The 13,938-nt window shown below is 74.0% G+C and carries 13 protein-coding genes; 9 read left to right on the forward strand and 4 right to left on the reverse strand.

Annotated features, from left to right (window positions below; genetic code table 11):
* Positions 1-3: 3 nt before the first annotated feature.
* Positions 4-864: a DUF4184 family protein gene (locus SZN_RS05730; protein ID WP_007492267.1), complete on the reverse strand. Its 861-nt coding sequence runs from the start codon at positions 862-864 to the stop codon at positions 4-6.
* A 323-nt stretch (positions 865-1,187) separates the two neighbouring features.
* Here SZN_RS05730 and SZN_RS05735 point away from each other — a divergent pair, with 323 nt between their 5' ends.
* The 3 genes from SZN_RS05735 to pgfA all read left to right on the forward strand — a co-directional run bounded on the left by SZN_RS05735 (position 1,188) and on the right by pgfA (position 4,297).
* Positions 1,188-2,942, forward strand: coding sequence for a lytic transglycosylase domain-containing protein (locus tag SZN_RS05735; RefSeq protein ID WP_007492268.1), 1,755 nt, complete (start codon positions 1,188-1,190; stop codon positions 2,940-2,942).
* Between the two features lie 202 nt (positions 2,943-3,144).
* The gene (locus tag SZN_RS40345; protein WP_007492269.1) at positions 3,145-3,279 is read left to right on the forward strand and encodes an SPW_0924 family protein; all 135 of its coding nucleotides are present in this window, start codon (positions 3,145-3,147) and stop codon (positions 3,277-3,279) included.
* Between the two features lie 25 nt (positions 3,280-3,304).
* The gene (pgfA, locus tag SZN_RS05740; RefSeq protein ID WP_007492270.1) at positions 3,305-4,297 is read left to right on the forward strand and encodes a cell envelope lipid trafficking protein PgfA; all 993 of its coding nucleotides are present in this window, start codon (positions 3,305-3,307) and stop codon (positions 4,295-4,297) included.
* Here the strand turns inward: pgfA and hrpB are convergent.
* Together hrpB and SZN_RS05750 are read right to left on the reverse strand one after the other, a co-directional pair.
* Positions 4,287-6,794, reverse strand: a complete 2,508-nt coding sequence (gene hrpB, locus SZN_RS05745; protein ID WP_007492272.1) for an ATP-dependent helicase HrpB — start codon at positions 6,792-6,794, stop codon at positions 4,287-4,289. The genes pgfA and hrpB overlap by 11 nt on opposite strands.
* A gap of 24 nt (positions 6,795-6,818) precedes the next feature.
* The gene (locus SZN_RS05750) at positions 6,819-7,676 is read right to left on the reverse strand and encodes a class I SAM-dependent methyltransferase (protein ID WP_078508464.1); all 858 of its coding nucleotides are present in this window, start codon (positions 7,674-7,676) and stop codon (positions 6,819-6,821) included.
* 378 nt (positions 7,677-8,054) lie between these two features.
* On the opposite strand from SZN_RS05750, the gene rpsA reads away from it, so the two are divergent.
* The 4 genes from rpsA to SZN_RS05770 all read left to right on the forward strand — a co-directional run bounded on the left by rpsA (position 8,055) and on the right by SZN_RS05770 (position 11,842).
* Positions 8,055-9,551: a 30S ribosomal protein S1 gene (gene rpsA / locus SZN_RS05755; protein WP_007492284.1), complete on the forward strand. Its 1,497-nt coding sequence runs from the start codon at positions 8,055-8,057 to the stop codon at positions 9,549-9,551.
* 166 nt (positions 9,552-9,717) lie between these two features.
* A complete protein-coding gene (locus tag SZN_RS05760) occupies positions 9,718-10,656 on the forward strand; it encodes a PAC2 family protein (RefSeq protein ID WP_043728594.1) in 939 nt (312 codons plus the stop codon).
* Positions 10,657-10,775: 119 nt separating this feature from the next.
* Positions 10,776-11,411 (forward strand): dephospho-CoA kinase, encoded by a 636-nt coding sequence (coaE, locus tag SZN_RS05765; RefSeq protein WP_007492289.1) that lies wholly within the window; start codon positions 10,776-10,778, stop codon positions 11,409-11,411.
* Positions 11,412-11,461: 50 nt separating this feature from the next.
* Positions 11,462-11,842, forward strand: a complete 381-nt coding sequence (locus SZN_RS05770; protein WP_007492290.1) for a tetratricopeptide repeat protein — start codon at positions 11,462-11,464, stop codon at positions 11,840-11,842.
* A 32-nt stretch (positions 11,843-11,874) separates the two neighbouring features.
* Here the strand turns inward: SZN_RS05770 and SZN_RS05775 are convergent, their stop codons facing one another.
* Positions 11,875-12,219 carry a DUF6343 family protein gene (locus SZN_RS05775; RefSeq protein ID WP_007492292.1) on the reverse strand — a complete coding sequence of 115 codons (345 nt, stop codon included), beginning with the start codon at positions 12,217-12,219 and terminating at the stop codon, positions 11,875-11,877.
* A 57-nt stretch (positions 12,220-12,276) separates the two neighbouring features.
* Here SZN_RS05775 and SZN_RS05780 point away from each other — a divergent pair, with 57 nt between their 5' ends.
* Positions 12,277-13,209 (forward strand): acyltransferase domain-containing protein, encoded by a 933-nt coding sequence (locus SZN_RS05780; protein WP_007492294.1) that lies wholly within the window; start codon positions 12,277-12,279, stop codon positions 13,207-13,209.
* Positions 13,210-13,311: 102 nt separating this feature from the next.
* Positions 13,312-13,773, forward strand: coding sequence for a DoxX family protein (locus SZN_RS05785; RefSeq protein WP_007492296.1), 462 nt, complete (start codon positions 13,312-13,314; stop codon positions 13,771-13,773).
* Positions 13,774-13,938 lie beyond the last annotated feature (165 nt).

Here is a 13,938-nt window from a genome sequence, read left to right on the forward strand (position 1 = left end):
CCCTCACCGGGCCACCGGACGGCTCGGCTCCCTCCCGGCGCCATCTGTCCCCGTACTGCCGGGAACTGGGGCCGGACGCCACAGCCTGACGCCGGCGGCGTACAGCACCAGACCGAGCAGGAGCCCCGCGCCCGCCCCGAAGCAGACCGTCGGGAGCAACTCCCAGTACTGCGCGACGGACCCCCAGTAGGCCCACCAGCCGATCGCCCGCTCCACCGCGGCCACCACTGCCGCCCCGACGATCAGCACCCCGGCCCACCACCGGTCCCGCGCCGACAGCACCGGCACCCCGGCCACCGCGGACGCCGGCGCGCGCCGCAGCGCCCGGACCAGGAAGACGGTGACGACGGCCGCCGCGACCGCCGAACCGCCGTACTGGAGGTACCAGTACAGCGGGAAGCCCGCGACCTCCTCGCCCAGCACGGGGAAGATCCGCAGCCCCCAGCGGTCCAGGTGGGTGAACGCGTCCCACACGACATGCGTCAGCGAGCCCAGCACGGCCGAGGCGTACCAGCGCGCCGCGAGCGGGACACGCACGCGCGCGCGGGGCGCCCCGCAGCGCAGCAGCGCGGCCACCCGCGCCTGCCGCCGCGCCGGCAGCAGCGCCACCAGCGGCTCGCGCAGCCACAGCCACAGCCCCACCAGCGCCCAGGCGAACACCGCGTCCACGGTGAACACCCCCGGGAACGCGTGCGTGACGTCGCCGAACTCCATCGCCTCCGGCAGGACACTGGCCGCGTAGAAGGTCAGGTCGGGAGCGAAGGAACCCGCCAGCAGCGCGGCCGGTACGAGGGCGGCGCGGCCGGTGCCGCCGGTGCGTACGGCCGGCAGGACGGCCGCCGCGTGGCTGAGTGTGAACGGCAACAGGTCTCCTCGTGCGGGGCCTTGGCGGGACCGGCCGGCCGCCTCGACGGGCAGGTCGGTGTGCGGGACGGCCGATCCGCCACCCCGAGCACGGCCAACCGGTGAATATCGGGCACCAACGGGTGCCTTCGTCAAGGAAGTTGTCGTAGGGTCGCCTGGGTCGTCCGTCAGGGTAATGCGGTCGAACAGATGAACAGCGACGGAAAGCGCACCGCGAGGGCAACTGTCGCGGCGGGCCGATCGTCACTTTAGGGGCGGGCCCGGCACGGCGGGCCCCGCACACGAGCTGGGCGTCGCTGCGCCCACGGGAGGGGTCCGATCACATGGCGGCGCAATTCGGCAGACTCCGCAAGGGCGCGGTGAACACCACGGTCGCCGCGGTCGTGGTCGCGGCACTGGCCGCGTCCCAGGCTCCGGGAGTGACGGCCGACGACGCCGGCAGAAAGATCACCACCGGTACCCGTCCCGGCCCGGACACCCCCGCGGCGGACAGCGCGACCGGCAACTCCCCGTACTACACGGACCTGCCGCCGCTGAAGAGCCCCAACCCCGCCCCGAGCACGGGCACCACTCCGCTCACCCCGACCGCCTCCGAGGCGGGCATCCCGGCGACCGTCCTCGACGCGTACAAGAAGGCCGCGGCGGCGCTGCGCGGGACCAAGCCCGGCTGCAACCTCCAGTGGCAGGTCCTCGCCGCCATCGGCAAGGTCGAGTCCGGGCAGGCGCGCGGGGGCCGTGTCGACGCGAACGGCACCACCCTGTCCCGGATCCTCGGCCCCCAGCTCAACGGCAACGGCTTCGCGAACATCGGCGACACCGACGGCGGCGTCTACGACGGCGACAACAGGTTCGACCGGGCCGTCGGGCCCATGCAGTTCATCCCCTCCACCTGGGAGTGGGCCGGCCGCGACGGCAACGCCGACGGCCGCAAGGACCCCAACAACGTCTACGACGCGGCCCTCGCGGCCGGCAACTACCTCTGCCGGTTCGGCTGGGACCTGTCCGCGCAGGCCGACCTCGACCGGGCGATCCTCAGCTACAACAACTCCCAGGACTACCTCAACCTCGTCATGAGGTGGCTGGAGTACTACCGCAGGGGCACCCACGAGATCCCGGACGGCACCGGCGGCCTCCCCTCCGGCCGCAGCGACGTCACCCCCGGCGCGGGCCCCTCGCCGACGCCCACCCGGCCCGGCCCGCCCGCGTCCCCGCCGGCGCCGTCCACCCCGTCGAAGCCCCCGGCGCCGTCCGGACCCGGCACCCCCGACCCCGGTGGCTCGCCGACCCCGAAGCCGCCCACCACGCCCACCCCGCCGCCGCCCACCACGCCCACCGACACCGTGGACCGCCTCAAGGGCGTCGGCCCCACCACGCTCACCGCGACGGCCGGGGACACCTTCACCGAGCGGATCGGCGCCCGCGCCGAGACCAAGGCGGGCAAGGCCGTCGCCAAGGTCCGGGTGCGCTTCACCATCGTCGGGGACACCGACGCCGCCTTCAGCACCGGCGAGAAGTACGCCGCCGCACTCACCGACGCCGCCGGCACCGCCATGGCGCCCGCCCTCAAGGCGGGGGAGGCCACCGGCGAGTTCACCGTGCGCGCCGTCGTGGTCGGCCGCTCCGTCACCCCCGTCGACTACGCGCTCAAGGTCACCGAGCGCGCCGCCGACACCCTGGTCCGCACCTACGACACCGCGCTGACCTGCACCCCCAACGGCACGTTCGCCGAGCGTGTCGAGGTGAAGGCGACGTACAAGGGCGCCGTGGCCGGCAAGGTCGCCGCCACCGCCACCCTCGTGAAGTCCGCCGACGACCCCGCCGAGAACGACAAGGGCCCCTACTTCAAGGACGCCGACGGCAAGACCGTACGCACCCTCGGCGCACTGACGACGGACGCGAACGGCCTGCTGAAGCTGCCCGAGCTGTACGCCGACGGCACCGCGGGCACGTTCCTCCTGCGCCTCACCACCGCGGGCGGCGCGACCCTCACCGTCGAACTCAAGGTGGCCGCCGCCGAGTCCACCCCCGGCCCGTCCCCGTCCGGCTCCCCCTCGCCCTCGGGAAGCCCGGCGGCCTAGAAGGCTCAGCGGCGGGCGGCGTTCGCCCCGCCGCGGGCACCCGACCCGCACGACCCGCGCAGGGGCGCCCCGTCCGGCTCGGCCGGCGGGGCGCCCCTGCGCCGGTGTGCGCGACGTGTTCTCATCTCGCCCGCCCGTTGCTACGGTGCCGGACCTGACGACATATCAGATCCTGTCCGTCCCAGGGCTCCGGGAGGTCCGTATGCGCGCCCTGATCGCCGCCGCGGCCGGACTCGCCGCCGCGCTCGCCCTGGTCCTCGCGCTCACCGCCGCGGGCTCGCCGGCCGGGGAGACCTCCCCGGAGCCGCTGCTGACGACGGTGCCCGCACAACCCTGAGACACCCACCGGGAGGGAGGCCGGGATGCGCCGCAAGGCCAGCCTGATCCTGCTCGCGTTCGCCGTGTTCTGCGCGGCGCTGTCCCCGCTGCTGCGCTGGTACGCCTTCCCCCGGCTGGCCAAGGTGCCCGCCGGCCAGTACCAGGCCATGGTCCTGGAGGCCAGCCCCGCCACCCTCCTCGACTACGGCACGATGAAGGCCCGCAAGGTCGACAAGGTCACCATCGTGCAGACCCTCAAGGGCGACGTCGAAGCCTCCGAGAAGATCGAGAGGACGGCGGGCAAGGACGTCGTCGTCTGGGACAGCCTGTCCTACATCGTGGGCCCCGACGGCAAGATGGTCTCCAGCATCCCCGAGCGCTACATCTTCGACGCACACACCCAGGAACCCGTCAACGCCCCCGGCGAAATGGTCGACGGCGACCCCGTGAAACGCCGCGGCATCGAGTTCAAGTGGCCGTTCCTGACGGAGAAGCGGGACTACCAGTACTTCGACGCCCAGACCCGCAGGACCGCCCCCATCCGCTACAAGGGCACCCGGGACTTCCGCGGCGTCGAGGTCTACTACTTCGAGCAGACCGTCCCGTGGACCCAGGTCGCCTTCCCCAAGACCCTGCCCGTGCGGGGCATCACCGCGCAGTCGCTCGCGAAGACCGGCACCACCCGCTGGTACACCACCGTCCGCAGGTTCTGGGTCGAACCCCTCACCGGCGCGCCCGTATACGGCGAGGAGATCCACTCGGAGGAGCTGCGCGGCGGCACCCTGCTCGGCGGCCGCGAGAAGGTCACCGCGTTCGCCGGACACGTGAAGATGCGCGAGGACTACATCGCCTCCACCGTCGACCTCGTCAAGTCCAACCGCACCCTGGTCCTGCTCCTCACCTCCTACCTGCCCTGGGGCTTCCTCACCCTCGGCGCGCTGCTGCTCGCCCTCTCCCTCCGGCTGGAGGCACGCGCCCGGCGCCCGCGCGAGCCGGAGCCGGCCGGGGACGGCGAACCCGAACCGGTCACCGCCTGAGCCGGGCGCCGGTGTGCCGGGTCGGCTCGGCCGCGGCGGGGTCCTCCGGCCACGGATGCCTCGGATAGCGCCCGCGCAGCTCCGCCCGTACGCCCTTGTAGCCGTCCTTCCAGAAGGACGCGAGGTCGGCGGTGACCGCCGCCGGCCGCCCCGCGGGGGAGAGCAGATGGACCAGCAGCGGCACCCCCGCGACGGCCGGTGACTCCTGGAGGCCGAACATCTCCTGAAGCTTGACCGCCAGTACGGGCTGCGCGGGATCGCCGTAGTCGACGCGCACCCGCGACCCGCTCGGCACCCTCACCCGCTCCGGCGCCAGTTCGTCCAGCCGGCCCGCCTGGCCGGACGCCCACGGCAGCAGCCGGGCCAGCGCCTGCCCCGCGTCGATCCGCCCCAGATCGGCCCGCCGCCGGGCCCGGCCGAGTCCGGGCTCCAGCCACTCGTCCACGCGCGCGTGCAGTGCCTCGTCGCCGACGTCGGGCCACGGCTCGCCGAGCCGCAGACGCAGGAAGGCCAGCCGCTGCCGCAGCACGCGCGCGTCGGGCGTCCACCGCAGCAGCCCGAACCCCTCCCGCCGCAGCCCGTCGAGCAGCGCCTCGCGCACCCGCGCGGGATCGGCCTCGCGCAGCGGGCGCACGGCCAGCTCGATCGCCCCCAGCCGCTCGACCCGGCGGGCCACGACGTCCCCGTCCGCCCAGCGCACCTCCTGGCGCTCGCCGTGCAGCGAGGCGGCGGCCGAGCGGGCCGTGTCCTCGTCCACCGCCGCGGCCAGCAGCACGCGCGCGTGCCCCTTGCCCACCGGACGGTCCGCCACGGCCACCGCGATCCACGGGGCGCCGCGCAGCACACTGCCCTCGGGCAGATCGGCGCGCGTGCCCGACGCCATGAGGTACGAGCCGCCGTCGGACCGGGCGACGCGCTCGGGGAAGGCGAGGGCGGCCACCAGACCGGCCGTCCGCTCGCCGGCACCCCGCCCGGGAGCCTCCGCCCCCGGACGCCCCTCCGCGCGCGCCCCCTCGGCGTTCGCCCGCAGACGCCGCACCTCCGTGCGCCACCGGCCCGCGTACGCGTCGCCGCCGTGCCGGGCCCGGCGCAGCGCGGCCGCCAGGTCGTCGCCGTACTCCCGGGGGGCCTCCTCGCTCAGCAGCGCCACCACCTCCGCGCCCGCGCCCGAGGTGTCCAGCAGCGCCCGCCCCAGCCGCGGATGCAGCCCCAGCCGGGCCAGCGCGGCACCCCGGTCCGTGGCCCGGCCGGCCGAGTCCACCGCGCCGATCGCGCCCAGCACGCCGCGCGCCGCCGCCATGGCCCCGCCCGGCGGCCGGTCCAGCAGCGCCAGCCCGGCGGCCTCCGGGTCGCCCCAGCAAGCGGCCTGCAACGCGAACGCCGTCAGATCGGCCACCTTGATCTCCGGCGACGGGAAGCGCGGCAGCCGGACGTCCTCGGCCTGCGCCCAGCAGCGGTACACCGCCCCCGGCGCCTCGCGGCCGGCCCGCCCCGCCCGCTGCCGCCCGGCCGCCTGCGAGGCCCGCACCGTCGTCAGCGCGCTCAGCCCGCGCGCGTGGTCCACGCGCGGCTCCCGCGCGAGGCCCGAGTCGACCACCACCCGCACTCCGGGCACCGTCAGCGACGACTCCGCCACGGACGTCGTCAGCACCACCCGGCGCCGCCGCCCCGGCGTCAGCACCGCGTCCTGCACGGCCGCCGGCGCCCGCCCGTGCACCTGGAGCACCTCGACGTCCCCCAGGCCGCCCAACCGCCCGGCGACCCGGGCGATCTCGCCCACGCCCGGCAGGAAGCACAGCACGTCCCCGGGCCGCTCGGCCAGCGCCCGCCGCACCACCGACGCCACATGCGCCAGCAGCGCCGGGTCCACCCGCATCCCGTGCGGCGGCCGTACGGGACGGGCGGGCGGCGCCCACACCACGTCCACGGGGTGCGCCGTGCCCGCGGCCTCGACGACGGGGGCGCCGCCCAGCAGCCGCGCCCACCCCTGCGCGTCCGTCGTCGCCGACGCCGCCACCAGACGGAGCTCCGGCCGCAGCGTCTGCCGTACGTCCCACAGGAAGGCCGCCGCCGTGTCCGCGTCCAGATGGCGCTCGTGGCACTCGTCGAGCACCACCGCGTCCACGCCAGCCAGCTCCTGGTCGCGCTGGAGGCGCTGCAGCAGCACGCCGGTCGTGACGACCTCCACGCGCGCGTGCGGTCCCACGACCCGCTCGCCGCGCACCGTGTGGCCGACGCTCGCGCCGGGCTCCTCGCCCAGCAGCCACGCCATCCGGCGTGCCGCGGCGCGGGCCGCGATCCGCCGCGGCTCGGCCACGACGACCCGGCGCCGCGGCCCGTCCCCGAGGAGACCCGCGAGGGCGAGCGGCACCAGCGTCGTCTTGCCGGTGCCCGGCGGCGCGACGAGCACCGCGGTGCCGTGGGTGTCCAGGGCGGTGTGCAGCGCGGGCAGGGCGCCGCGCACGGGCAGCGCCTCCAGGGCGTCGTGGCGGATCACCCGCCCAGTCTCCCTCCCCCGGACTCAGGCCGGGTCCGGCCCCGTCCCGCCGCGCTCGCACACGAAGATCGCCGTGCCCGGGATCAGGTTCCCGCGCAGCGGCGACCAGCCGCCCCACTCCGAGGTGTTCCAGGCCGGCCACTCCGGCTCGACCAGGTCCACCAGCCGGAACCCGGCCGCGACGACGTCGCGCACCCGGTCGCCGAGGGTGCGGTGGTGCTCGACGTACACCGCGCGGCCCTCCTCGTCCTGCTCGACGTAGGGGACGCGGTCGAAGTAGGACGCCGAGACGGTCAGGCCCTCCGGGCCGGGCTCGTCGGGGAAGGCCCAGCGCAGCGGATGGGTCACGGAGAAGACGAGGCGGCCGCCGGGCCGCAGCACCCGCCGCAGCTCCCGCAGCGCCACCACCGGCTCGGCGACGAACGGCAGCGCGCCGTACGCCGAGCACGCCAGGTCGAAGGAGGCGTCCGCGAAGGGGAGCGCGCTCGCGTCGGCGCAGACCAGGGGGAAGGCGCCGCCGATCCGCAGGGCGTGCTGGAGCTGGCGGTGGGAGATGTCCAGGGCGACCGGGCGGGCGCCCTGGGCGGCCAGCCAGCGCGAGCACTGGGCCGCTCCGGCGCCGATCTCCAGGACCTCCCTGCCCTTGAGGTCCTCCGGCGGGCCGAGCAGTTCGGCCTCCACCTCGTCCAGGCCCTCGGGGCCCCAGACGAAGCGGTCGTCGCCGAGGAAGGTGCCGTGCTCGCTCTGGTACTCGTCGGCGTTGCGGTCCCACCAGCCGCGGTTGGCGCGGGAGCTCTCCGCGGCGCCGGCGGCGCGGCGGGTGGCCTCGGGTTCGGCGTGGGGGCCGGACGCGCTCTCGGGCGATACGGACTCTTGGATGATCGGCTCCCTCGTCGTACTCTTCCGTCACCTGAACGGCACGGCCTCCCCCGGCGGTGTCACACACGAGGTGTTCCAAGGGCCGCCCGGCCTCAGGGGACACGACTTGTGCCGGGTATGCGGTGTTCCGCCCCGGGTGTGCGGCTTCGCGCATTGACCCTGTCCGGCTGCCCCCGTATGCTACAAGTTGCGCTGCGGGCCTGCGCACCTCAGACGTAGCAGGCTGCGCTCGCATCTGTCGTATGTCCCCTCGGTTGTCGAGGCGCCATCGGTCTTTTCCGGTGTGGCGCTTCCTTGGCTGTCCGGCTTCTTCAGAGCGATACGGGCTCCCGGCGTAGCAGTACCTACGACTTCAATGTCCGTACCGGAGCCCTTTCCCACATGACGAGCAGCACCGAGACCACCGCCACCACCCCGCAGGTTGCGGTCAACGACATCGGTAACGAGGAAGCCTTCCTCGCCGCGATCGACGAGACGATCAAGTACTTCAACGACGGCGACATCGTCGACGGCGTCATCGTGAAGGTCGACCGGGACGAGGTCCTGCTCGACATCGGTTACAAGACCGAAGGTGTCATCCCGAGCCGCGAGCTCTCGATCAAGCACGACGTCGACCCCAACGAGGTCGTCGCCGTCGGTGACGAGATCGAGGCCCTCGTCCTCCAGAAGGAGGACAAGGAAGGCCGCCTGATCCTCTCGAAGAAGCGCGCCCAGTACGAGCGTGCCTGGGGCACCATCGAGAAGATCAAGGAAGAGGACGGCATCGTCACCGGTACCGTCATCGAGGTCGTCAAGGGTGGTCTCATCCTCGACATCGGCCTCCGCGGCTTCCTCCCGGCCTCCCTGGTCGAGATGCGCCGTGTCCGCGACCTCCAGCCCTACGTGGGCAAGGAGCTCGAGGCGAAGATCATCGAGCTGGACAAGAACCGCAACAACGTGGTCCTGTCCCGCCGTGCCTGGCTGGAGCAGACCCAGTCCGAGGTCCGCCAGACGTTCCTCACCACCCTCCAGAAGGGGCAGGTGCGCTCCGGCGTCGTCTCCTCGATCGTCAACTTCGGTGCCTTCGTGGACCTGGGTGGCGTCGACGGTCTGGTCCACGTCTCCGAGCTCTCCTGGAAGCACATCGACCACCCCTCCGAGGTCGTCGAGGTCGGCCAGGAGGTCACGGTCGAGGTCCTCGACGTCGACATGGACCGCGAGCGCGTCTCCCTGTCGCTGAAGGCGACGCAGGAAGACCCGTGGCAGCAGTTCGCCCGCACCCACCAGATCGGCCAGGTCGTGCCCGGCAAGGTCACGAAGCTGGTTCCGTTCGGTGCGTTCGTCCGCGTGGACGAGGGCATCGAGGGTCTGGTCCACATCTCCGAGCTGGCCGAGCGCCACGTGGAGATCCCGGAGCAGGTCGTCCAGGTCAACGACGAGATCTTCGTCAAGGTCATCGACATCGACCTCGAGCGCCGTCGCATCAGCCTCTCGCTGAAGCAGGCCAACGAGGCGTTCGGTGCCGACCCGGCCACGGTCGAGTTCGACCCGACCCTGTACGGCATGGCCGCGTCCTACGACGACCAGGGCAACTACATCTACCCCGAGGGCTTCGACCCCGAGACCAACGACTGGCTCGAGGGCTTCGAGTCGCAGCGCGAGGTCTGGGAGAACCAGTACGCGGAGGCGCAGACCCGCTTCGAGCAGCACCAGCAGCAGGTCATCAAGAGCCGCGAGGCCGACGCCGCTGCCGCCGCCGAGGGTGGCGACAGCGCGGGTGCGGCTCCGGCCGCGTCCGGCGGTTCGTACTCCTCCGAGGGCGCCGACAACAGCGGCGCGCTGGCCTCGGACGAGGCGCTCGCCGCGCTCCGCGAGAAGCTGGCCGGCGGCCAGAGCTGATCGCGGGCCGCTGAGGCCGACCGTTTCCGGCTGAGGGGCCGCACCTTTCGAGGTGCGGCCCCTCAGCCGTTCCCGCGCCCTCTTCCAAGATCACGCCTTCCCGCGGCGGGAATGTCCGTACACGCAAGGGTGTTGTGACACAGGGACACGAGGAGGAGCGGTCACAGTGCTTGATCCGCAGGGTTTGTACGCATGGGAGCCGAAGGGGCTGGCCGTGGTCGACATGGCGCTCGCCCAGGAGTCGGCCGGCCTTGTCCTGCTCTACCACTTCGACGGGTACATCGACGCGGGGGAGACCGGCGACCAGATCGTCGACGGCATCCTGGACTCGCTGCCCCACCAGCTCGTGGCGCGCTTCGACCACGACCGGCTCGTGGACTACCGCGCCCGCCGCCCGCTGCTGACGTTCAAGCGCGACCGCTGGACCGGCTACGAGGAACCCGCCATCGAGGTGCGCCTCGTCCAGGACGCCACGGGCGCGCCCTTCCTGCTGCTGTCCGGGCCGGAGCCGGACGTGGAGTGGGAGCGCTTCGCCGCCGCCGTGCGGCAGATCGTGGAGCGGCTCGGAGTGCGTCTGTCGGTGAACTTCCACGGCATCCCGATGGGCGTCCCGCACACCCGGCCCGTCGGCCTCACCCCGCACGGCAACCGCTCCGACCTGGTCCCGGGCCACACCAGCCCCTTCGAGGAGGCCCAGGTGCCCGGCAGTGCCGAGTCGCTGGTGGAGTACCGGCTGGCGGAGGCCGGCCACGACGTGCTCGGAGTCGCCGCCCATGTGCCGCACTACATCGCCCGCTCGCCCTACCCCGACGCGGCGCTGACCGTGCTGGAGGCCGTCACCGCGGCGACCGGACTGGTCCTGCCGGGCATCGCGCACTCCCTGCGCACCGACGCCCACCGCACCCAGAACGAGATCGACCGGCAGATCCGCGAGGGCGACGACGAGCTCACCGGCCTCGTCGAGGGCCTTGAGCACCAGTACGACGCGATCGCGGGCGCCGAGAGCCGCGGCAACATGCTCGCCGAACCGGTGGACATCCCCTCCGCCGACGAGATCGGCCGGGAACTGGAGCGGTTCCTCGCCGAGCGGGAGGGCGACGGCTGAGGCGGCCCCGTGCGCGAGACGGCTGAGGTCAGCCGTGAGGGCGACCGGCCGGGGCACGGGCGGTGACGGCTGAGCCGGCCGTGCGCGCGAGCCGGTGGACCTGCCCTAGGCTGACGGCCATGTTGAAGGTGGGCCTGACCGGTGGCATCGGCGCCGGCAAGAGCGAGGTGTCCCGGCTGCTCGTACGGCACGGGGCGGTGCTGATCGACGCGGACCGCATCGCGCGCGAGGTCGTCGAGCCCGGCACGCCCGGACTCGCCGCCGTCGTCCAGGAGTTCGGGCCGGACGTGCTCGCCGCCGACGGCAGCCTGGACCGGCCCCGGCTGGGCTCCCTCGTCTTCGCCGACCCCGAGCGGCTCGCCGCCCTCAACGCGATCGTGCACCCCCTGGTCGGCCGCCGCTCCCGGGAGCTGGAGGAGTCGGCCGCGCCCGGCAGCGTCGTCGTCCACGACGTCCCGCTCCTCGCGGAGAACGGCCTGGCGCCGCTGTACGACCTCGTGATCGTGGTCGATGTCGCGCCCGGGACCCAGCTCGACCGGCTGGTCCGGCTGCGCGGCATGAGCGAGGAGGACGCCCGCGCGCGCATGGCCGCGCAGGCGACCCGGGAGAAGCGCCTGGAGATCGCCGACGTCGTCATCGACAACGACGTACCGCTGGAGGAACTGCGGAACAGGGTGGCCCGGGTGTGGGACGAGCTCGTGGCCGGGGCGGAGGCCGGCCGGGAGGGCCGGGCGTCCGCCCCGCCCCAGGAATAGCGGCCCCGCGCTCGCGCGTTGAACCCTTCCAGCGAGGGAAGGACTCAGCCGTGCCCGAGATCAGCGGTTCGACCGGACGTTCTCCGGAGACGCATGTCATCGACTTCCGCGCCGCCGAGCAGCTGCTCGCCGTGCGGGACGCGCGGGGCGCGGTGAAGCTGCTCGACGGAGTCATCGCGGCCCACCCCGAGAACACGGCGGCCCGGCTGCTGCGCGCGAGAGCCTTCTTCCTCGCCGCGCAACTGCGCCCGGCCGAGCTGGAGTTCACCATCGTTCTGGAGCGGGAGCCGGACAACGCCTTCGCGCACTTCGCGCTCGCCCGCACCTATGAACGCCAGGCGCGGCCCGACCAGGCCAAGCGCCACTTCCGACTGGCCGCCGCGCTCGATCCCAACCCCGAGTACCTCAAGGCGGCACGGTTCGACGGGTGAGCCGCGCCGCCGGCCGGGCCGCGGGGCGGGTCCTAGCGGCGGTCGCGCGGCGGCGGGCCCGGCGGATCGGGCGGGCCCGGCAGGTCGGGTCGTCCGGGCGGTCGGCGGGGCCGCCGAGGGCGGTCCTCGGGCGGGAGGTACGGCGGGATGTCGCGCCCCGGCTGGTAGTGCGGACCCTGGCGCACATGGCGGAGCACCACGGCCAGGTCGACCGTGACCACCAGCCACAGCACCCCGCACGCCGCCGCCCAGCCCGGCCGGCCGACCAGGGCGAAGACAGCCGTCCCGAAGGCCGCCCAGACCAGTCCCCACACGCACAGCCAGAAGCGGGCCCGCAGGGCACTGCGCGCCGTCGTGGGCTCACTGCCTGTACGCATCGGGATTCACCGGTCCTTCCTGAAAACCTACTCCTCGTTCTCCTCGCGGGAGGCTCCTTGCTGCCGGACACCGACGAGCTCGCCGACGTACTGCTCGACCTCCAGGTACCCCACGAGGACGTCAACGACCTCGTGCGCATGGCCCGCCGGGTGACCGACGACCCCGAGCTTCGGCGCTGCCTGGAGCGCTCCGCGGAGGAGCTGGTGCGGGCGATGGGGGAGGCGGGCACGGCGGTCGAGCTGCCGGAGCTCGACTGGCCGTCGGGCGCCCTCCAGCGCTGCTTCCCCGTGTACGTGTTCGTCGCCGCGCTGCCGCACACCCGGGCCTACCACCGTGAGCGCGGGGTGCCGGCCGACGTCTCCCGGCACACCCTCGCGGACCTCGGCCGGAACATGGCCGTGCATCGCCGGCGCTACGGCCGGGCCGGTGTGCAGGCGCCCTGGTGGCTCGTCCGGCACTTCCGGGGCGAGCTGTACCAGCTGGGACGACTCCAGTTCGAGCGGGTGCGGCTCGGACCGCTCGCCGGGGCGCGCCTCGCCGCGGCCGGGCTGGACGCCGGCCCCGGCTCACCCGCCCTCGGCCTGCACATCCCCGACTTCCGCGGGCCGCTGTCCCCGGCCGCCGTCGACCGGTCGCTGGCGCTGGCGCGGGAGTTCTTCGCCCGGTGCTTCCCGCAGGAGCGCCACCGGGTGGCGACCTGCGACTCCTGGCTGCTGGACGGGCAACTGCGGAAGTACCTTCCCGGGGACTCCCACATCGTCCTGTTCCAGGAGCGCTTCACCGCCCTGCCGGGGGACTCCGCGGCCCTGCCGGGGGACCGGGAACCCGCCGACACCGAGCCGGTGCAGTTCGTCTTCGGCGACCCGCGGCTGCCGGTCGCGGACCTGCCGCGCCGCACGGCCCTCGAACGGGCCGTCGGCGACCATCTGCGGGCCGGCGGGCACTGGTACACGGGGCACGGGTGGCTGCCGTTCGGCTCGGACAGGTGACCGGCACGCACCGGAATCGCCCCCGGGGAGCGATGAGTTCCGGAGCGGGCCGCGGTCTGTCCCGGTGTCAGCACCGCAGACCGCAGACCGCAGGAGGACCCGATGTCCGAGACCGCCGCCCCCGTCACCACCACCCCCGTCACCACCACCCCCGTCACCGCCGGGTCCGCGACCCCGCGTCGCCGCCGAGCCCGGATCGCCCTGCGCGGCGTGCAGATCCTGCTCGCCCTCTTCTACGGGATCGCCAGCGCCCTGCCCAAGCTGATCGGGCACCCGTCGGCCGCCGAGAGCTTCGCCGACATCGGCTGGGGCAGTACGGGGATGTACGTGATCGGAGCGCTCGAACTGGCCGGTGCCGTGGCCCTGTTGATCCCGGTGCTCCAGTCGGTGGCGGCGACGGCGCTGGCCGGGCTGATGGTCGGCGCCTTCATCGTCTCCCTCACCGCCCTCGACGGGGAGAACGCCGCGACGCCCCTCGTCCTCCTCGTCCCGCTCGCCCTGATCGCCTGGGCGCGGCGCGACTCCCACGCCGAACTGCTGCGGCTGGTGCGCCGACGCGGCTGAGCGGGCGGCGCGGCGAGGCACGCCGGGCGGTGGCATCGGCGGCCGGTCAAGGCCGTACGCATGTCACCGCCGTACGCGTGTCACCGTCATACGGGCATACGGGTGTCACGGCCGTAGGCGAGTCACCGCCGTACGCGTGCCGCCAACCGTACGTGTGTCACGGCC

The organism is Streptomyces zinciresistens K42 (assembly GCF_000225525.1).
Lineage (GTDB): Bacteria > Actinomycetota > Actinomycetes > Streptomycetales > Streptomycetaceae > Streptomyces > Streptomyces zinciresistens.